Below are 18,610 nucleotides of genomic sequence, written 5' to 3'. Positions count from 1 at the left end.
CGGTTTCCGGCACTACGCTCTCCTGTTTGCTTCACCTCAAGGGTTATGAGACCTATCACGCTGGGGACGCTTTCGGCGCGGCAGTTCGACGAACCCGATAGCCATTAAACAGCTTCAGTTCTTCATACAGCCAGCGCCTACTCCACCTCTTCCAGCCGAAGCCCCGTCGATTTCGAGATCGACCCATGTGGCGTCGAATCTTCTTTTCCACCCAGTCTTTGATGAAGCTGAAGCACTCGCTGGAATGTCCAACAGCGAAGTAATTCACCCAACCGCGTAACACCGGATTGATCAGTTCTACCACCCGATCCACCGGCTGCGACTGGTATCGCCGGAACACCTCTTTGAGCTTGCGCAATAACGCCGTCCGCTTCTTCAGCTTGGGCGTGTAGTGCGCTCGCCACACGTGCTTCTTTACGCTGCGGAGTCGACGGAAGTCGAATCCCAGAAAGCCGAAGCTCTCTGCGCGGTCCAGATCCACTATGCGACTCTTCTCTTCATTAACCTCGACCTGCAGTTTGGCAAACTCTTCCCGAAGTCGCTTGCTCACTGCCCCCAACAACCACGCATGGCGCGGGTGGGCATCGATCAGCACGACCAGATCGTCAGCGAAGCGGACATATTCGACGTACGTGTATTTCCCGTTTCGCGTGGCATCTTTCGCACGCTCCAGCATCCGATCCACCTCGGTGAGATAGACGTTACTGAGCAGCGGCGAAATCACCCCGCCTTGCGGAACGCCTTGTTTGCCCGATGCCGTCAGCATCAATTTCAGCAAACGCATGACCTCGTCGTCATTGACCCGACGCGCCACCTTTTCAAGCAGTATGTGATGCCGAACTGTGTCAAAGTAAGCGCGTAAATCCAAATCTATGATGCGGGTCTTCCACTGAACAATGGCCGTTGCCACCCGATGCACCGCTTCATGCGCGGTACGCTTGGGACGATAACCGTACGACCCCGGTTGGAAGTCTGCCTCGAAGATCGGCTCCAATATGAGCTTGAGTGCACCTTGAACCACTCGGTCCCGGATAGCAGGGATCGACAGGACACGAACCTTTCCTCCGTCCTTCGGTATCTCCTGCCGCCGTGCCCGTAACGGTACGTAGGCGCGCTCGACCAACTCGCTCTGTATCTGATCGAGGAACGCCTCTACGCCTTGCTCCTCGATGACCTCGAACGTCACTCCGTCAATACCCGAAGCGCCGTTGTTCTTTCTGGCCAGCGCATACGCCTCGCGCAGCGTTTCCATCTTGCAGACATGGACGTACAACCCCCAGAAACGCCAGGACGGTTCAGCCTTCGCCTTGACGTATATTCCTCGCCTCAGGTCCTGCAAACTGCTGGACGCCTTTGTCATCTCGTCCTTGCCTCCCATGTTGTCGAGGAAACTACAAACAGCAGGGCCCCTTCGCTCCACCAGCGTTGCCCGGCTTCACGGCTACTACGGACCCATCCGCCACCCTCTCGCCTTCAGCCCACTTCCCGGGTTCGCCGGTTATAGGACCTACCTTGCTCCGGCGATTTCGCACCGGGGCGAGGAGGGCTTCTCCAGTTGCTTAGCATGTCCTTGTCATCGTGCCGTCGCTTCCACCCCGCCGAAGTGGAATAGCCGTATCGGTCAGAATTTCGGCTACCCATGCTGCCTTCGTCCTACAGTTGCGGACTCGGCCTTCGGGATTTCTCACTTTCGAGGCCACCTTTGCGTTCACTGTTGTTACGGCCCGATGACTCGCGCATTCCCCAAGGAAATACCCGTCGATAGGCTTCAAGGTCTTGGTTTCCCGCCACCCTGCTATCCAAGCTACGGGGCCTCTGACTTCTACCCCCGCAGGACTGACTCCTGCTGAACATGCCAGCCTTCGCTGGACGCACAACTGCACTTGCCGTTTTCCGGCATGCAGCTTTCACGAAGATGCAGCATGCTGAGAAGCAATCGAAGGTATCAGTTGCACTAGATTCACCAACCCGAACTCCCCGTACAGCCGCGCCTCGGACAACACTTTCCAGCCCATGTTGCGCCAGCGCTTGAATCGATGGGACCAGAGTCGCCGCACGATCCATCGGTCGAGCCTGTTGAAGATCCGTCGGACGTGGGAGCGCTTGTAGTAGTGCCCCCAGCCCCGCAAGATGGGATTGAGTCGTTCAATCAGTTCGCGCGTACGAAGCGGCACGCGCCGCTGTGTGAGACGACGCACCTGATCCATGAGCCGCTGAACCGATTTCTCCCGAGGATACGCATACAGCGCACCCGATCGCGCGCCACTGCGGATCTTGGCTGTGGGCAGCGATAGCTGCCGCCCGCGCTTGATCTTGTAGCCGAGAAACTCGAATCCAAATCGAACGTGCACGATTCGCGTCTTCTGCGGATGCAGTTGTACGCCCAGTGCTGTCAGGATCTTCGTCGCCGCCGCAATTGCAGCATGCGCGTGTGCTTTGGATGAGCAGGTGACCACCCAGTCATCCGCGTAGCGGGTAAGCTGATAGCCCCTGCGTCGCATCTCCTGATCAAACGGCGTCAGGAGAATATTGCTGAGCAAAGGAGACGCGACCCCACCTTGGGGCGTTCCGCGCTCGCTCGGAAAGAGACGACCCTCGCCGAAGCTGCCGGCTTTGAGCATCGCCTTGATCAGTCCCAGTACCCGACCGTCTGCAACCCGTTGGGCAATGAGCGCCAGTAGTTTGTCATGGTCCACTGACCCAAAAAAATCTTTCAGATCGGCGTCTACAATCCATTCCCCACCACCTTCGATCTCTTTCCAGATCTTGCGCAAAGCGCCGTGTGTCGATCGCCCTCGCCGATAACCGAAGTTGGCATCGTCGAATATCGGCTCGAAGATGGGCTCCAGTCGGTTGAGCAGCGCTTGCTGACATACGCGATCGTAAATCGACGGTATGCCCAGCTTACGAAACTCCCCCGGCTTACCCACCTTCGGAATCGAGACCTGCCTGACCGGTTGCGGCTGATAGGTCCGCGCGCGCAATTCTGCCTGCAGACGATCCAGTTGCTGGTCCGCCTGTTCAGCAAAGTCCGCCACGCTGATTCCATCTACACCGCCACTACCTCGGTTGGCCCGGACTCGCTCCCAGGCGACTTCCAGATTCTTCCGTTGATAAACCTTGTCAATTAATGAGTGGACCTTCTTTGCCGCCATCGGGTTGATCCAGTCAGACAGTCTCCTCGGGCGCGGATGTACGGGTATTTCGCTCATGGAACTGATCCTCCTCCGTGTCCTTACTCACTGTCGTCCAGGTTCTTCCCAATCATCTTCGCCGGCTGCCTTCCCCGACCCACTTCTGTCGCCGATCGCTCGGTCACGTGGTTTTGGCCACGCTTCAGGTACTACTCAGCCGTCCGACTACTGGCACAGCACCGCTCGCCACTTCGCTCCTCGCTTATAGGCTCACTTCCCGCGGTGCCACCCACGGACTGTGCCAGTTCTCCTGGGGTCACACGCTGTTCTTCCGTACCGTGCCGTCCGCAAACACCTTGGTGCGGTGGGTGAATGAGAACGCCTTCGCCCCCATAGTGCGGGCTCGACCTTGCCCCACCTTTGGCCGACCGGTTCGTCATCGGGGCAGCCCCCATCGACTACGGCCCGGTACTTCTCCTCATGCCCTTCGGATTCCACCTCGCGGTGGACACCCTGCCCTCCGGAGACCTGCGGGGTGATGGCTTCAGGTCCGCCTTGGCCGTCTCCGGCTTTCGCCTTCGTGCCCGGTTAGGCTTCTCCATACCTTCCCACCTCTCTCCGGCCAGCGAGGCATTACCCCCGCTTTCGGATATGGCGCCCCTCATCCGAGCCCCAGAGGGACTTCAACCCTCCTGAACAACGCGCTGCCCAGCGCACAATATGGCCTCTGCTGACTTCTCGCTCCGGCTCGACACCGTCGCCCTTTCAGGCATGAGGCGAGATCTCCCCAGGTAAGAACGCAATCCTTCACCGCACAACCGCCGGATCTACAGCACCTGATCCTTGACCACGAGAGCTTCGCAGTTTCGTGCCCGCTCGCCCTGATCGGCACTGCCTTCTATCCGGTTCTTGTTCATCGGCTCACGGTTTTGATCCACGCTTCCTTCCCACGTTCGGTCACCCTCACGCAGTTGCGCTTCACTTCGTTCGCTGTGGTCAACTCACGGGAGGACTTGCACCTCCAAGATTGCGCCCATGCTGGGCGCACACAAAAAAAGCCACCCCGTGCATGGGGCGGCTTTTTGGTATAGCTTGGTTTAGCAACCCATAGGGGCTGCGAGGCGGTTTTAGTGCCAGAGCTTCAGGGCGTCGCCGACGATCAAGACGATCGTTGCTATGGACCCGACGGCGCCGGCAATGACTGCGGACAGCGACAACATGGCTTCCTTGCCATGCGCGCGAGGAAAAAGGCGATGTGCGATGGTAGTCATAGTCGGATCCTCATTGAGCCCAAAAGTGGACGTAACCAAATAATGCGGCAGAAAACACAGTGAATATTATAGTATAAAACGCGGTCGGATAGTCCTTGGCGAAAGTCCGCCAGGCAAAGCCGTCCAGCGCGTCAGCCGTATCCACCGCACCTTTCGTCGCGAAATACCCGCTCGTGTAAACCAGTCCGAGCAACGCAACGAAAACCACTGGCGCCCAGTTGGGCAGTCCGTGCTTTCTGATGCCGTCGAGCGTATCGGAGACGGCCGCAAAGCACATAAGCAGGCCGACCCATCCAAGCTGCCCGTCCTTGAACAGCATGACGATCCGGCGTCTTCTGAGCGCGTCCAACCTCTCAGCGTCGTCCCGAATGTTACGCGCGGACACGATTTCCAGCCACATACCCAAAATGGGTGCGATGACTGGAAGCACGAGGTTGATGAACAACCACATTACGCCTTCAAGCATATCTGTTTTTCTCCGTAGAAGCGCTCCGGTCGCCAGCCTTTCCGCCATACCAGACAGGTTCATCCAGCGTGCGTGAGCGCAATCATATACATGGCGTTCGGATATGCGCCGCCACAAAAAACTCAACGCGACTTTTCTTTGTCGCGACATTCCTTGTGCTTAGTTCATCGCCCGGTAGCACGGGCTTACACAAGGAGATTTCTCAATGAGCAGCGAAACGAACATTCGGGCGAGCGGGGTAGCGATTGTAATAGCAGGTTCGGTCGACGGAGGGTTGAACTCAGACGTAGTGCTTTCGTCGCAGGCGCTGCGCGACCGATACCCTAGAAAGGGCAGCATGCCAGCGGAGTTCGTCGAGGAGCTGTACGAGCTGCGTAAAATGGAAGCAAGGAACCTGGCACTGTTACCCGAGGTCTCGCCAGCGCATCTCCATGGTCTGGATTGGGGCGCCCGCGCCCTTGTCGCAGATCTGCTCTTCACGCGTTGCAACGCCGATGCACAGCGCGCGCTGTTAGATGATTCGCACCATTTCGTGCGCAGCACCGCTGCCCTGGTTGCTAGGAGAGCGGCGGACGCTGCAGCTCATCCATCAAAAGCCACCGCATCACGTGTCGATGCGATCGATCGCCGGGAAGCAATCGCGCAGGAGCTCGCCGCGGCAGGGTTTCGCATGGAGTACGACCCGGGCGCAATGCCCGGCGAGGGACATTTGCTGATTCGCGTCGCGGACGGTGAGATGGTCGACGAGCCAGATGATCCGATCGCACATCTTGCGAAGAAATGGTCGGATCTTACCGATGCAGCCGAGAGTGACGGAACCTAGCGATTGCAAACCACGAACCGCGCTTCCTTTCGAAGCGCGGTTTTTTTTGTCCTCACATCTCCTGGGCTCAGTTCATTGTCCGCAGCCGCGGACTTACTTTCAGGAGATCGAATGATGGAAAGCGTACAGGTTGAAGTTGCAGACAAAGCAATCGAGATTCTTCAGCGAACCCGCGATGGCGACACGTTGGAGGCGAGAGACCTCAAACTCGTCGAACAGGCGGTAAACGGTGCGTTGAACGAGGCGGGCAGGGATCTTTTCGAAAAGCTCCATAGCTCGGTAATTTCGGGAGCGTATGCAACCACGCGTCACTGGTTTCACGGCATAGAGCATCTGACTCGTGATCATCAAGGGTACGTGTTCTGGAAGGGCAGGCAGATCGAGCATTACTCGCACAGCGATCCTGCCGAGAGCAGATGCGACGCGCTCGAGCTTGCGGAGCGCTGTCGTGCACTCGAGTCAAAAGGGTTTCGCGTTTCAGGAGGTGCACTCAGTCGGATCTGTATGCTGCAAGCGCCGGCCGACACCACCTGGCTACTCGCACTGGAGCGATATTACTGCTTCTTTGAACCTTCGGAAGGGCGATTCCCACTGACGGATGAGATCTACGGAATCTTCTACCGTACCTCAGCAGTCGGCGGTGTGGTAGTCGTTTCTCGCAATGCAGAAGGGCTGCTAATCCAGCGACGGGACAGCGGGTATCAGGCCTTTCATGAGTTGCAGGACAGGGGACTCACGAGTATGAAGGTCGACCCAGACTATGCAGAGATCTGTCGTAGATTGGAGCTGATGGACATCACGCCAGCAGTACTTGATGCTGCAATTTCCGAAGCGTAGGCGACAGCCTTGCCACCACAACACAATGCCCGCGATCTCCCTGAGACGCGGGCTTTTTTTCGTCAGTTGCATTCACCTTTCATGGTCAGATGGGCGGGTCAATGGCGGACGGAACGTCCGGCGCAGCGAACCATTGACGCGCCCATCTGACCATTGACGCTCAAGGGCATGTGGCTGGCATAGCTGTTCGATGCCAGCCACCGAGCCCGTCCGGCGGCAAGGACTTCCCCGCCTGCGGGCGGGGTTAGGGGTGGGCAGTCTGGGGTGCGAGTTCCGGTCAGCATCACCTCCGACCTCACCCTTGTCAACGGCTCCCCGCTTCGTCACCGTCTGCGAGCACTGGATGCCTACGCAACCATACTGACACGTCATTCTGGAGCACACCGCAGTCCAATAGCACACTGCGACTAACCGTGTTCGGACACTCTGCGAGCTCGCAAAATGGCCTCAGGGCGTTGGAGCAGCGTGGCTGCGTCGACGTTCAGCGCGATTGCGATCTTCTCTATGTTGTCGATCGAGACATTGATCCGAGCTCGCTCCACCTGACTGATAAATGTGCGGTCGAGGTTTGCAGCGAAACCAAGCTGTTCCTGTGAGACACCCGCTGCGACCCGACAAGCCCGTACGTTGTAGGCAAGCAGCTCGCGTAGTGTCTTGGTCGGCTGGGATGGAGAAGGCGGTTTCAGTGTTGGTGGCATGAACGCGATGCTTTCAATTTGAAGCATTTACATCCACGGCTTTTACATCACATATGAGCGATGGGGCGGATCCCAATCAGTATGAAAGACGTTGCCAATCAACTGATGGGATGAATTCAGCCAGACCTCTGTCTCTGCGCCGTCTGCGCGGCCGGCACTGAAGCGGTCTTGCAACGGGTCGATCCAGTCGTCTAGTGTCTGTGCGGGCCGCCTCTACTGTTCGGTCATACGACTACCGGGCGGCCGTGGTTTCGCGCGACGGGCAATGGACACGCAGTTATTAGGGCTTCGGGATCGGTTTATTAAAAGCGTTCTCCGGCAGCTCCATGTGTGCGTGCTCGAGCAGAGTCCGCTTCGCGTACAGTTCGTACATCATCACGAAGGCCAATTGAACGCTTTCGGGTGTTTCGTTCCAGTCATCAGGGCTGGGCACAAGAACGTTTGCAGATGGATCGAGTTCCAGCTTTCTAAGCGCTAAGGCTAGAGATTCCTTTACGCCGTGAGAGACCACGCAGTCTTGCGCAGTGATGTAATTGCACCAAACCAGGATTGTCAGGACTGGCACTCCAAGGAACTTGGCAAACTTCTCTACATTGCTTTTGTCTCCTCCGCCTAGCCAGCGGTCTCCAGCAAGAATACCTACCACGTGCGAGTAGGACAGTCCAAGAATCTCCGAGAGTCTTCGGGCATCAATGTTATGGCGAGCCATCATCGTCTTGACCTGGACGATGAGTTGACGCTGCTTCTCGAGGTAGGGGTGATCCATGTTTTATGTCCTAGGGACGAAAGTAAAAGTTGAGGTCGATCACTTATGAGGTCGATCACTTATATACTCAATTTACGAAAATCTCACAATTGCTTTCTAAAATCTGTTGCAGGTTCCGCCTGGTAGGCTCTAGCAGGCCAAACGCCGGAATCTTCGGTAAATTTTTCGTAGCCTGGCCAAAATTATTTCTTGCGGAGATTTTAAACTAGGATGGGAGTTCCTCAAATGGGAGCTTTCCATGACCGAAAAGTCCATCACATTACTGTCTGTTGCCGCACGGTCAGTACCTGCAAAACACCAGTACTACCGGGGCTTCAAGAACGTTGTCTACCTCACGGGTCACATTCATTCGCTCGAGGGAGCAACGATCTGGATTCAGCTGACGAATAACCTGAATCTCCTCGTTCCCGTGACGGTGCCACCCGGAATCCGGCTACCGAGACCGTTCAAGGTGCGTGAGGCGGTAAAGATGATCTGCCAGGTTCAATCTCACACGGAAGAGAGCGGAGAGCCGGGCCTTCGCGTGTACGCCCGTTCGTTTGAACGGCCGAACGTCCTCGAGCTACCGAACAAAAGCGCGTTTGAGAAGGTCGTTCCAGAACGCGCGCCTGAGGACAAAGACTTCCGCCCCTACGGTAGCGGCTACCGCGCGAGCAATGCGTGCAATCAGGTGAAGATTGCAGGCATGGTGGTGGGCATCAGCGTTCGCAAGACGGAAGTGGATCCGGGTGGCGAGGTCGTTCAGTCTGGGGCCTGTACGATTCTTTTGCGACAGGACACCGAGGAGGAAAACGTGATTCCCGTCAAATACTATGGGAAGCTCGCCGAGACAGTTGCTTCGTACATCAAGCCCGGCGACATGATCTACGCTGAGGGCAAATACCGGGTAAAGCCTGTCGAGATCGAAGGTGAACTGGTCGACGGTAAGCCTAAGGTGCGCCGCGTTCCGTTCATTCAGATCATGGAACCATCACTGCCGACTGCGATCGACATCGTTTATATCGGGGGTCCCGTAGACAAATACCCACCCTGGATGATCGAGATGCATCAGCGCTTCAAGCGCGGTGCGAAGCGCGCAGAACGCCCCGCGAAGCAAACTCCCGCAGCGCCAATTTCCACTGCGTCAGAAGCGTCAACGACCACTGGAGTGACGCCAGCAAAACGCGAAGTTGACGTAGCGACGCTAGACCTCGAAAGCCATCCTCTGTGGGCGACCCTTTCCGCAGAACACCAGCAAATGTGCCGTGATAATCCAGAAGACCGGAAGATGATTCTTGGGGAGTAAGCCATGAAATCCCTGATCATCGCGGAGAAGCCGTCGGTCGCGAAGGACATCGCCAAGGCGCTCAATGTACGGGTTGTCGGGGACCATTGGGAAAACGACTCCCTGGTGATCTCCAATGCGGTCGGGCACCTTCTGGGGCTGACTGCGCCACCCGAAATTGCGAGCCTGCTCCCGGTCATTCCGGAACGCTTTGCGTTCGAGGTCCGGGATAAGGCGCAGAACCAGTTGAACAAGCTGATTACGCTGATGAAGCGACCGGATGTCGACACGGTGATCAATGCGTGTGACGCTGGTCGCGAAGGAGAGGAGATATTCCGGCTGATTGTGGAATACGCTCGCACATCCAAAACGCTAAAGCGGATGTGGCTTCAGTCAATGACGCCTGGAGCCATTCTCCAGGCCAGCAAAAACCTGCGCAGTGACGCGCAGATGCGGCCACTCGCCGACGCTGCCCGAAAGCGCAATGAGAGCGACTGGATCGTTGGGATCAATGTCACCCGCAGTTGTTCGCGCATACGCGGCGAGCAAACCACTGCTGGCAGGGTGCAGACGCCGACCCTCATGATCGTCGTGGCGCGCGAAGAAGCGATCCGCGCTTTTGTGGCACAAGAATACTTCGAGGTTCAGGCGCGTTTCACGCTTGCGGCCGGAGCGTATGACGCAACGTGGCACTGCCCTGCGGAATTGGTTAAGCCTGGCGCGCCGGCAGAGCGGTTGTGGGAACGGGGAAAGGCGGACGCGATTCTGTCCCGCTGCACCGGACGCACTCCGGATCGAATCGAAGAACACACAACCCCAAGCCGCTCGGCCGCACCGGTGCTCTTCGACCTGACAACGTTGCAACGCGAAGCGAACCAACGTTTTGGCCTCTCTGCACACAACACGCTGAAGATCGCGCAGGCCCTCTATCAGACCCACAAGGTTCTGACCTATCCTCGCACGGATTCGCAGGCGTTACCGGAAGACTATGTGCCGACCGTAACCCGGACCGTCGAGGCCCTTGCGACGCAAGGATATGCAGAAGCTGCGCGGCGGGTGCTCGATAACGGGTGGATCAGGCCGACAAAAAAGGTCTTTGATAACAGCAAGATCTCCGACCACTTTGCTATCGTTCCCACTGGATCCAATCCACAGGGTTTGTCGGCAGACGAGGCGAAAATCTACGATCTGGTTGCAAGGCGACTGCTCGCCGTCTTTCATCCAGATGCGGAATTCGCAGTGACGCTGCGTACAGCGTGGATTGGCGATGACCGATTCGTCGCACGCGGCAAAGTGCTTGTCGCACAGGGATGGCAAGCCGTGTATGGGGACGCCCCTGCGAAGAAGGCCAAGAAGGGTACCGACGGCGACGCGGAGGCCAAGCTACCAACACTGGGCGCAGGTGAGCGAGGCAAGACCGAGTCCATGAAAATCAGCACGGGAGAAACAAAGGCGCCGCCTCGGTTCAACGAGGCGGCGCTACTCTCCGCCATGGAGCATGCAGGAAAGGACGTGGCTGACGATGCGCTGCGCGAAGCGATGGCCAAGAAAGGACTGGGCACTCCGGCCACGCGTGCGGCGACGATCGAGAAACTGCTCGAGGAGCAGTACATGACGAGAGAGCAGCGCAACCTCGTTCCCACAGCAAAGGCCTTCGAGCTGAAGGCGCTGCTCACACGGCTTGATGCAAAAGTGCTGCTTTCGCCGGAGCTCACGGGAGATTGGGAGGCGCACCTGAAGCGTATCGAGGAGGGGCAGGCGAAGGGGTCGGAATTTCTCGATGGAATCAAACGCCTGACGGTCGATATCGTCAACCGTAGTCTACAGGTACCGCCCGCCGCAACGTGTGAAGCATGCGGCAAGCCCATGATGCGGCGCGAGGCAAAGGGAAACAGGGGCCATTTCTGGGGATGCACAGGCTTCCCCGCGTGTTCGGCAACCCGTCAGGACGTCGATGGCAAACCCGGCGCGCAGCAGGCCGCGCCTACTTCGACTTCACCAACCGGCGAGACCTTCGCTTGTCCGACTTGCCGCAAGCCCATGATCAGGCGCACAACCCAGAATGGGGCATTCTGGGGCTGCAGCGGTTACCCCAAGTGCAAGACGACTCTTCCGGACGCTGACGGGCGGCCGGGCGAGGCACGGACATCCCGTGAGGCGCCGGGGAAAGTGACCGCGACAGCGAAAGGGGTCACATTTCCGTGCCCAAAGTGCGGCAAACCGCTCATGCAACGAAAGGGCGCAAACGGCCCCTTCTGGGGTTGTACGGCCTACCCGACGTGCAAGGCGACGTTGCCCGACGAAAACGGCAAGCCGGGCGTCAGAACGGCCGACGTCCCGGGAAAAGCTACCCGTTCTGAGGTCGAACGGCTGACCCTGCCGCCGGCTCGGCCAAAACCTCCGACAGGAGCCGCCGAGACGTTGGCGAAGTCCGGAGCCGTCGCCGTCGCGGAAAAACCCGCATCGTCGACGCCGGCGAAAGTAACCGGCGGACCTATCGGATCAACGTGTCCGGGTTGCCAGAAAGGCACGCTCACACTCCGCTCCGCGCGCGCGAGTAACCGCCCATATGCCGGTTGTACTCATTTCCCCGAGTGCAAGTACTTCTACTGGATGGATAAGCCGTGATATCGCGTCAACAGCCCATCATCAAGGCTACCGCGTTTGTCTCGATCTTCTGGTGGTGTCTGCTGGCGTTGTGGCACGCCGGCTGGAGCTTGAGAGATATGGTGTTGCACGGCGCGACGATGGGCTGGGAATATTCTCTCGCAGTCATCGTTTCCGTTGCAACCGGTATTGCCGCAGGCTCGGCGGTCACCACGTATTCGATCTGGTTCGACAGACGCCAGGTGCAAAAAGCGCTGAAAGGAAGGATCGAGCGGGGTGTCAGCATTACGATCGGACCCATACCGATTCATCTCGGCGAGTTGCCGCGCGACGACAAGTCGCTTTCAGAGCATGACGTCGCGGCAGTCCGCGAGATTCGCGAAGACGGTTCAACCGGATTCTTGACCCAGTGGCACGCACATTTCGACTCGCGTGCACCGGAGCACAGCAAGCTCATGTACGCGCTGGAGCGGGTCATGGCACAACACCGTGCCCTGCCAGCGACCCACGTTCCAGGAGGCCACGGCGGTCGCAATCTGCTCGTTCATAGCCTGCTGGTTTGCTGGTACATGGTGAAGCTGGCTCCGTCGCACACCTACAACGGCACAATCAAGCTGCCTGACTTCAAGATCACGTTAAAGCTCAAGGAACCAGCGTATCAGTTCGACGGTGACGACCCGCTAATCGCTCTGGTGGGACTCGCGCACGATATCGGGAAGATCGAATGCTACGAGTACGATGACAGTGGTGCGCTGACCGGTTGTCGTCGTGACCATGATCTGACGGGCTCGCGCATACTCGCACGGATGCCGGAATTCTGGGATCTGCCTGACGATGACCGCGATACGCTATCGCTTGTTGTTGGGCATTACCATCATCCCCAGGACATGCCCACTCTCGATGGGTTCGAGGTCCTGTCCGATCGCAATCACGCGATGCTCGAGTTGTTGATCCGAGCGGATGTTCTCTCGTCCAAGCGCGAAGCGGGCCTGAATGCTGCGGCGGCAAAAGGCGAGCTGGGCGGCGAGAGCCAGTTTGTCGAAACAATTGAAGGCAAGGATCTCTGGAAGGCGGTCGAATCCGTCCTGACGCGCGTTGGGACGATCAACGGTCGAACGGGCTCCGGAAACATCGGCTTCAAGTATCGCGACCCGGCTAGTGGCGCGAATCTTGTCTACCTCGTCGAGAAGGATTTCATTGACGCTGTCAGCGCCGAAGCGCGCGTCACCAACACCATTCAGGAACTCAGGAACGACGTATCCGCGGTCTCGAAAAAGGTGTTGATGCTTTTCAACGATCGTGGCGTGCTGTACACGGATCGCGAACGCAGTCCCTCGACGGCACTCTATAACGTCCAGTTTTTCGCGGCGAAAAGCTACTGGGCGGACCGCGAGCGCAAGGTGCCTAAAAGCGGAGAAGAGCGGGGCGCGCCGGCGTTCCGGTTGGGCTCGGTCATTGTCATCAGGGCCGACACCCTTTTCCCTGCGCTCGGCCAGTTAGCGGATTTCGACAAGGTGCCCGTAATCGGCAAGTCGAGGCTGGGCATGGGCGGAGTTCGCAAGGCGGGAGGCGCAGATCGCACCACTATCGCGGATCTTGCGCTCGGTGCCGAACTTCAGCATGAAGTTACTGACTCGGCACCCGCGGGGGATGCAGGCGAGGAAATGCCCGGTGGGTTCGACCCGCTTGGCGCCGCTCTTCAGGCGCAGGAGGCGATTCGGCATGCGAAAGAGTCAACGGCGCCCTCCGCGCCAGCCGACGGGGAGGCCACTTCGGAAGCGATTTCTGACAGCGGCGACGGCGGCACGCCTTGGGACGACGAGGAAACACCGTGGGACGAACCGGATAGCGGCGAGTTAAGCCCCGGGGCTGACCCAGCACCGGCTTCATCTGAGTCGCCATCGGCGCCCGTTGATAATGGAGAAAATGTAACGCAGGATGGCGAGAATTCAGCCCCCCCTTCTGCCGATCCGGCGCCGACGTCGGGCAAGCAATCCTTGTCGCCACGCACCCTCTCAAAAGCTGTCCGTTCGATGCTATGGACGGGAATATCGAAAGGGGAGCTCGTGCACCGCGAACTTGCCGCCGATGATGATAGCCCGGGTAACAAGGTAATGTGCCGCACGGCCGACGTGAAAGCCTACATGGCCACGCGCTCGAAGCTTTCCTATACCTTTGAAGATATGGACGAGGCCATCAGGCAAGGTGTGATAGATGGCGTGCTGGTCGTCGGTGTGTGCTATCAGATCCTGCGCGACGCGCCGCGTGGCGGCGCATGACAACGATGAGCGGCGGCGGCGCCGATCTTAGCCGCCGCGCGCCTTACCTGAGCTTGTGCCCTGCTTCTCAAGCTGCAGCACAACCCGGTGGATTGAGACCAGCGTTTCCAGGTCAACCGGTTTGCGATTCTGCTGCCACCAGCGGTACATCGTCGACTCACTAACGGCCTGGCCTTCGGGCATATTCGCAGTGCACAGGACCGCTATCTCTCGAGCCGCCTTTTCGGGCGATGACTTGAGTCGCAGGCGCTTGCGCCAATTCTGAACGATCGTTTGCATGTCATTCGTGATCAGAAAGGCAGTATCCCGCTTTTTGAGTAACTGGGCGCGAAGGGCCTGCGCACGCGCGAGCAGACCCTGCGCCTGTTCGTGCCGATATACGTTACCGGAGAGCAGCGCGGACACCACGGTCGTCGACGCCTCGAGGGCCTGTGCGAAGCTTCGGTTCGTCATGCCGAGCTCGAGGCGAATCTCCAGCAATTCGCGGGCGGTCGGTTGGAGCTCCCGAACGGCCGGGTCTGGGGAAGTCTTCGCGTCGGCCATCTCCCGCTCGATTTCAATCGAGTGCGCTTCGTCAATGAAGCGGGGTTTCTCGGTAGTCAGGTAGGGGGACAGTTGCGTTTTCATGGTGGAATCGCCTGAGGATTTTCGCGAATTATACGGGTCAATTTTATTTCTCGAACCAAGTGGTCGTCCGGCGCGACGATAACCGGAATCACTGCGAGGAATTGCCTGAGGCCAGCCCAATCGTTTGATTTTTTCGGCCAGCGCGCGCTTTGCGCTTTCCTGATCGAGGCTGATCTCGACATGATTGCCCGTCGTGGGTGAGGCGATCGTGGCCTCGTCCGGGATGCGGCTTACCGCATCTGAGTGGTCCTCATCATCACCGTCGTCCAGTAGTACTTCCCGCTGCGCGTTGCGCAAGGTGCGAGCACAGTTCTCCGCCGTCGCAAACACGAGGGAGTACACGTTTGCGGGCTCGTCGAGGTTGGCGAGCAGCTTCTCCGTGAGAATGAGCCACATGTTCATCATCAGATCGTCCGCGTCGCAGCTATACGCGAAGGCGTGTCGCATGGTCATCGCTCTTACGCGTGGACATTGAAGCCATGCCCGGGCCAGCTCCGTCGACTGACCTGTCCACGCCGACCGGGGTAGCCGGCCAAGTGCCACGTGCAGTACACCGGGCGGACGCATCGATGTACGCTGCGTCAACCGGCCCGTGCCAGAATCCAGGCTGACATGGCCGGAGATTTCGATCTTTTCCATTTGTGTATTTGCTCCAGGGTTCTAACGGCGAGCCCGGCTATGCCCCGTTCTCGCGTGGAAGTCGTGAGCAGGCGAGCTCCATCTTCTCGAGGGCGTTGTCTCCGGCGCAGGCGTAGTGGATCAGGGCCTCGCGGGCGACAGCATTGAGGTTCCGGGACGCGTCCCGAACCGCGATGATGCGAGCCAGCTCGTGCTCAAGACAGCTTGAGTGAGGAGGCAGCGAGCGCTCAACGCGTGAGGCGAGGTCCGCGACCGTTTCTGTCGTATCGACGTCGAGTCTGACGTTGCCGGCTATGTCGACAATGATCCGCGGAACGCCGAACGTCGTGGCCCGGACATAACGGGCGATCGAGCGCAGGAAGTCGTCGATCGGGTGATCAGGCGATACACGCGTATCGTGGCCGGTATGTCGCATCGTGTATGGCGCGGCAGTGGGTTATGGGAAAAGCCTTGCCTGCGGGCCGATCCGGTCAGGAAGGAACGGTCCCGAGGCCGTACTTTGGTTCAGTATTCATGGGCGCCCGATAGTCGACCCGTTCCGGCACACGGGCGTGACTTTGTAACCACAAGCGGGCGCTTTGCCGGGCGGTATCCTGCTGGTTCGGGTTGAGCCCATTCATCGCAGCCTGGGCAGCGCGGGCGTACGAAGGGTAGCCCTCGGAAGCAATCAGAAGCCACCGTGCTGCAGTGACAGGGTTTCGATCGAGCAGAGAGTTGGGATCTGAACTCTGGATAACGGCCAAGGTGTACATCGCCTCCCGGCTCCACAGATCCGCTGCGGCTGTGAGCTTGAGGTTCGCTTCGACCTGGTTGGCTTGCATCCCAATCCCACGCAACAGGCAAAGGCCAAACTTGTAAAGTGCATAGGGCTCCTGGCCCGCGGCCGCAGCGCGGTACCAGCGAGCGGCTTCGTCGAGGTCTCGTTGAACGTTCAGGTATCCATGCTCGTAGACGTTTGCAAGATTCATGGCAGCCGGGACAAACGCGTGCTGGTCATCCCCTGCCGACGCGGTGAACCATTTCACAGCGGTCGCGGGGTCCGGTGAGATGCCATTGTCCCCGTACAGATAGATGAGGCCCATGTTGTAGGCCGCGAGGGTGTTTCCAGTGATGGCCGTCTTGTCCGCGGCAGTGCGGCACGCGATACCATAAGCCTTCATCGCAATCACGAGATCTTTGCCGACACCAGGCGCCTTGCCAACGTGGTGCAGGAACCCGAACTGGAACGCTGCCCAGCGATCCCCGTTGTTGCCGCGTTGACGCAACTCTTCGAAAGCGGCGTTGCTGCCGGCAGCAGCTGCACGATAGAGGTTGTACGCGCGCTTCTCACCGTTGTCGAAGAGGCTAAAGGGTGCGAGCTGCGCGCGAGCGCCTGCGGGAACGGCAAGGAGAGTGACAATCGTGAAGAGGGCTGATCTCCGCTTCGTTTGGATCGCCGTCATTTCAGTCGCCATCACCACTTCCTCCGTCGCTACCACCTGCACCGTCAGCGCCGTCCGATGCCCCCCCACCACCACCTCCGCCGCTGCCATCGGAGGCGGGCGCGCAGAGCTGGGCCATGCTCGGAAATGACTGTTGAGCGGCCTTGGGGTTGACCGCTCCCCCGTTGGAGTAGGACGTCGCATATGATTGCATGGCCTGAATCCAGGCTGCGCATGGTGTAACGGTTGAACCAGCGGGGAGGCCCATGGATGAGAGCGCATTCGCCGCGCTTACCGCGCCGCTTTGCATGGCACTTGTTTCCTGCTGCGATGTATACGGTGAAGTGAGTGGCGCGTTCGTCATTCCGGTACTGCCAGCGTTCGCACCGCCCAGCGAGCTGCCGACAAGACCGGTAGTACTCCCCGGAGTGCTACCGGCGGAGGAGACCAGTTGACCCGCTCCGTTCGCCTGCGACGTCACAGACGCGGACGCGCCGGCGGCGGCCGAAAACCCGTCTGATACCTGTGCTACCGCGCTTTCCGGTGTTGCCGCGACTGGCAGGCCGGAAAATAGCGTCACCCAGATTAGCTTTTTTCGCATGTGATGTCCTTTGTTGTCACCGTCACTCTTCGCAATGGTCTACCCATCGCCAAACGAGATACGCTTCGTCCTCACCGGTTCCGGGCACCTTTCGACCCAACCCCCAGAGGTATTCAGATGAACCAACACTGTGGGCACACCGGTTTTCAAGGAACGAGACCGGATTGATCGAGCCTGCGTTCAAGGAAGGATCGCTGTCAGTCCCGACCGAGTTACCGGCCTCGCTGACCGGGAACATCATCGTCATCTTGAATTCGCTCTTGTTCATGACGGGCATAGGAACGGGACTGCAGGCGCCGCTCACCACCGCTTCCCCGACAGTCGTCATGCCGTACTTCGAATTGACGGCGCCGTACCTTGCCATGGCATTCATCGTGTACATGACCTTGGCAGCAACAAGCGACGATCCGGTAGTGACGTCCTTGTTGCCGAAGTTGCCGGTTAGCGGGTATGTCGCTCCCCAGCACCCCATCCACCAGAACATTGCGTCGTCGGCGGCGCCGGCAATACTTGCGAGGCCCGATGCCATTTCCGCCGCGCAATCAAGCGGCGCGGCGATCATCGCGACAGGATTTTCGAAAGCAGCCGCTTCAGGAAACAGCAGATTAGAAAGTGCTTCGTCGTCCCAGAAAGGAAGAAACAGCGACGACATATACGAGTCATCGCTTATTCCGAGATCGGCACTTCCCGATCCAACTATGGTCGCGAATATAGAGGACAGAGGGAAGTCGTAGAGGTTGAATTGCCGAAAGCCGCCTTCGGCCAATGACCCGGACTCTGCCGTTCCTCCGGTGCCACCCGTGCGTCGACCGGCGCCTAGTGTGCTCCCGAGATTCAGGCCTCCGAGCATCGGCGAGCATCCGGGCGAGCGTGTGGTCTCAATAACGGAAATAGGTACCCACGTGCCCTCTGGGTATCCGGGAATCTGGATATCAAACGGTCCATCGCACCAGCAGATTGTCTGGCGGACGGCATCGTAAGGCGCGTCAACATCGTTTGGTGGAATGACGTCTACGCCCGCTATGATTAGCGGGAACATTGAGTCGTAACAAAAGTTCGTGTAAAGGTCTGAAGGAGACGCAACGTTGCAACCCATGGCGACGCTTTGCGCCTGAACGCTGGCCGGATGCAGCAAGAATGGGACGACGAACGCGAGAAGCCGGAGAAAGTGCCTCAT

General features: G+C 58.7%; 16 protein-coding genes. 5 read left to right on the top strand and 11 right to left on the bottom strand.

Annotated elements, in window-relative coordinates:
• Positions 1-55: 55 nt before the first annotated feature.
• The 4 genes from ltrA (ACSQ36_RS44260) to ACSQ36_RS44245 all read right to left on the bottom strand — a co-directional run bounded on the left by ltrA (ACSQ36_RS44260) (position 56) and on the right by ACSQ36_RS44245 (position 4,934).
• Complete coding sequence (ltrA, locus tag ACSQ36_RS44260; protein WP_436187162.1) at positions 56-1,360, bottom strand: group II intron reverse transcriptase/maturase; 1,305 nt, start codon at positions 1,358-1,360, stop codon at positions 56-58.
• Between the two features lie 547 nt (positions 1,361-1,907).
• Positions 1,908-3,212, bottom strand: coding sequence for a group II intron reverse transcriptase/maturase (ltrA, locus tag ACSQ36_RS44255; protein ID WP_436187161.1), 1,305 nt, complete (start codon positions 3,210-3,212; stop codon positions 1,908-1,910).
• Positions 3,213-4,261: 1,049 nt separating this feature from the next.
• Positions 4,262-4,405 (bottom strand): hypothetical protein, encoded by a 144-nt coding sequence (locus tag ACSQ36_RS44250; RefSeq protein WP_165989563.1) that lies wholly within the window; start codon positions 4,403-4,405, stop codon positions 4,262-4,264.
• Positions 4,406-4,415: 10 nt separating this feature from the next.
• Positions 4,416-4,934 (bottom strand): hypothetical protein, encoded by a 519-nt coding sequence (locus tag ACSQ36_RS44245; protein ID WP_152603083.1) that lies wholly within the window; start codon positions 4,932-4,934, stop codon positions 4,416-4,418.
• A 142-nt stretch (positions 4,935-5,076) separates the two neighbouring features.
• Here ACSQ36_RS44245 and ACSQ36_RS44240 point away from each other — a divergent pair, with 142 nt between their 5' ends.
• Both ACSQ36_RS44240 and ACSQ36_RS44235 read left to right on the top strand, forming a co-directional pair.
• On the top strand, positions 5,077-5,694 hold the full coding sequence (locus ACSQ36_RS44240) for a hypothetical protein (protein ID WP_436187160.1): 618 nt from the start codon (positions 5,077-5,079) through the stop codon (positions 5,692-5,694).
• Positions 5,695-5,805: 111 nt separating this feature from the next.
• Positions 5,806-6,531 (top strand): hypothetical protein, encoded by a 726-nt coding sequence (locus ACSQ36_RS44235; protein WP_436187159.1) that lies wholly within the window; start codon positions 5,806-5,808, stop codon positions 6,529-6,531.
• A gap of 407 nt (positions 6,532-6,938) precedes the next feature.
• Here the strand turns inward: ACSQ36_RS44235 and ACSQ36_RS44230 are convergent, their stop codons facing one another.
• Together ACSQ36_RS44230 and ACSQ36_RS44225 are read right to left on the bottom strand one after the other, a co-directional pair.
• Complete coding sequence (locus ACSQ36_RS44230; protein ID WP_436187158.1) at positions 6,939-7,256, bottom strand: helix-turn-helix domain-containing protein; 318 nt, start codon at positions 7,254-7,256, stop codon at positions 6,939-6,941.
• 253 nt (positions 7,257-7,509) lie between these two features.
• Positions 7,510-7,995: a helix-turn-helix domain-containing protein gene (locus tag ACSQ36_RS44225; protein WP_165989573.1), complete on the bottom strand. Its 486-nt coding sequence runs from the start codon at positions 7,993-7,995 to the stop codon at positions 7,510-7,512.
• 238 nt (positions 7,996-8,233) lie between these two features.
• Between ACSQ36_RS44225 and ACSQ36_RS44220 the strand changes: the two genes are divergently transcribed.
• Genes ACSQ36_RS44220 through ACSQ36_RS44210 form a run of 3 tightly spaced genes read left to right on the top strand, consistent with a single transcriptional unit; the run spans position 8,234 to position 14,145 of the window.
• Entirely contained in the window at positions 8,234-9,280 is a 1,047-nt protein-coding gene (locus tag ACSQ36_RS44220) for a hypothetical protein (RefSeq protein ID WP_436187157.1), read from the top strand.
• A 3-nt stretch (positions 9,281-9,283) separates the two neighbouring features.
• Positions 9,284-11,887, top strand: coding sequence for a DNA topoisomerase (locus ACSQ36_RS44215; RefSeq protein WP_436187156.1), 2,604 nt, complete (start codon positions 9,284-9,286; stop codon positions 11,885-11,887).
• Positions 11,884-14,145: a hypothetical protein gene (locus tag ACSQ36_RS44210; RefSeq protein ID WP_436187155.1), complete on the top strand. Its 2,262-nt coding sequence runs from the start codon at positions 11,884-11,886 to the stop codon at positions 14,143-14,145. Before ACSQ36_RS44215 ends, ACSQ36_RS44210 begins: the two co-directional genes overlap by 4 nt.
• A 27-nt stretch (positions 14,146-14,172) precedes the next feature.
• On the opposite strand, the gene ACSQ36_RS44205 is transcribed toward ACSQ36_RS44210, so the two are convergent.
• Genes ACSQ36_RS44205 through ACSQ36_RS44185 form a run of 5 tightly spaced genes read right to left on the bottom strand, consistent with a single transcriptional unit; the run spans position 14,173 to position 18,610 of the window.
• Positions 14,173-15,411 carry a hypothetical protein gene (locus tag ACSQ36_RS44205; protein WP_436187154.1) on the bottom strand — a complete coding sequence of 413 codons (1,239 nt, stop codon included), beginning with the start codon at positions 15,409-15,411 and terminating at the stop codon, positions 14,173-14,175.
• Positions 15,412-15,448: 37 nt separating this feature from the next.
• Positions 15,449-15,826, bottom strand: coding sequence for a hypothetical protein (locus ACSQ36_RS44200; protein WP_436187153.1), 378 nt, complete (start codon positions 15,824-15,826; stop codon positions 15,449-15,451).
• 55 nt (positions 15,827-15,881) lie between these two features.
• On the bottom strand, positions 15,882-16,865 hold the full coding sequence (locus ACSQ36_RS44195) for a tetratricopeptide repeat protein (RefSeq protein ID WP_436187152.1): 984 nt from the start codon (positions 16,863-16,865) through the stop codon (positions 15,882-15,884).
• Positions 16,855-17,433 carry a hypothetical protein gene (locus ACSQ36_RS44190; protein ID WP_436187151.1) on the bottom strand — a complete coding sequence of 193 codons (579 nt, stop codon included), beginning with the start codon at positions 17,431-17,433 and terminating at the stop codon, positions 16,855-16,857. The genes ACSQ36_RS44195 and ACSQ36_RS44190 overlap by 11 nt, the downstream gene beginning before the upstream one ends.
• 22 nt (positions 17,434-17,455) lie before the next feature.
• A complete protein-coding gene (locus ACSQ36_RS44185; RefSeq protein ID WP_436187150.1) occupies positions 17,456-18,610 on the bottom strand; it encodes a TraU family protein in 1,155 nt (384 codons plus the stop codon).

It is taken from the genome of Caballeronia sp. LjRoot34 (assembly GCF_964253815.1).
Lineage (GTDB): Bacteria > Pseudomonadota > Gammaproteobacteria > Burkholderiales > Burkholderiaceae > Caballeronia.
Note: the sequence above shows the minus strand (reverse complement) of the source record. Positions and strands in the feature narration are given on the sequence as shown.

What these genes read in the sequence shown, in the direction of transcription:
- ltrA (WP_436187162.1), bottom strand. Translation starts at nt 1,360, where the DNA reads ATGACAAAGGCGTCCAGCAGTTTGCAGGACCTGAGGCGAGGAATATAC.
- ltrA (WP_436187161.1), bottom strand. Translation starts at nt 3,212, where the DNA reads ATGAGCGAAATACCCGTACATCCGCGCCCGAGGAGACTGTCTGACTGG.
- ACSQ36_RS44250 (WP_165989563.1), bottom strand. Translation starts at nt 4,405, where the DNA reads ATGACTACCATCGCACATCGCCTTTTTCCTCGCGCGCATGGCAAGGAA.
- ACSQ36_RS44245 (WP_152603083.1), bottom strand. Translation starts at nt 4,934, where the DNA reads ATGAACCTGTCTGGTATGGCGGAAAGGCTGGCGACCGGAGCGCTTCTA.
- ACSQ36_RS44240 (WP_436187160.1), top strand. Translation starts at nt 5,077, where the DNA reads ATGAGCAGCGAAACGAACATTCGGGCGAGCGGGGTAGCGATTGTAATA.
- ACSQ36_RS44235 (WP_436187159.1), top strand. Translation starts at nt 5,806, where the DNA reads ATGATGGAAAGCGTACAGGTTGAAGTTGCAGACAAAGCAATCGAGATT.
- ACSQ36_RS44230 (WP_436187158.1), bottom strand. Translation starts at nt 7,256, where the DNA reads ATGCTTCAAATTGAAAGCATCGCGTTCATGCCACCAACACTGAAACCG.
- ACSQ36_RS44225 (WP_165989573.1), bottom strand. Translation starts at nt 7,995, where the DNA reads ATGGATCACCCCTACCTCGAGAAGCAGCGTCAACTCATCGTCCAGGTC.
- ACSQ36_RS44220 (WP_436187157.1), top strand. Translation starts at nt 8,234, where the DNA reads ATGACCGAAAAGTCCATCACATTACTGTCTGTTGCCGCACGGTCAGTA.
- ACSQ36_RS44215 (WP_436187156.1), top strand. Translation starts at nt 9,284, where the DNA reads ATGAAATCCCTGATCATCGCGGAGAAGCCGTCGGTCGCGAAGGACATC.
- ACSQ36_RS44205 (WP_436187154.1), bottom strand. Translation starts at nt 15,411, where the DNA reads ATGGAAAAGATCGAAATCTCCGGCCATGTCAGCCTGGATTCTGGCACG.
- ACSQ36_RS44200 (WP_436187153.1), bottom strand. Translation starts at nt 15,826, where the DNA reads ATGCGACATACCGGCCACGATACGCGTGTATCGCCTGATCACCCGATC.
- ACSQ36_RS44195 (WP_436187152.1), bottom strand. Translation starts at nt 16,865, where the DNA reads ATGGCGACTGAAATGACGGCGATCCAAACGAAGCGGAGATCAGCCCTC.
- ACSQ36_RS44190 (WP_436187151.1), bottom strand. Translation starts at nt 17,433, where the DNA reads ATGCGAAAAAAGCTAATCTGGGTGACGCTATTTTCCGGCCTGCCAGTC.
- ACSQ36_RS44185 (WP_436187150.1), bottom strand. Translation starts at nt 18,610, where the DNA reads ATGAGGCACTTTCTCCGGCTTCTCGCGTTCGTCGTCCCATTCTTGCTG.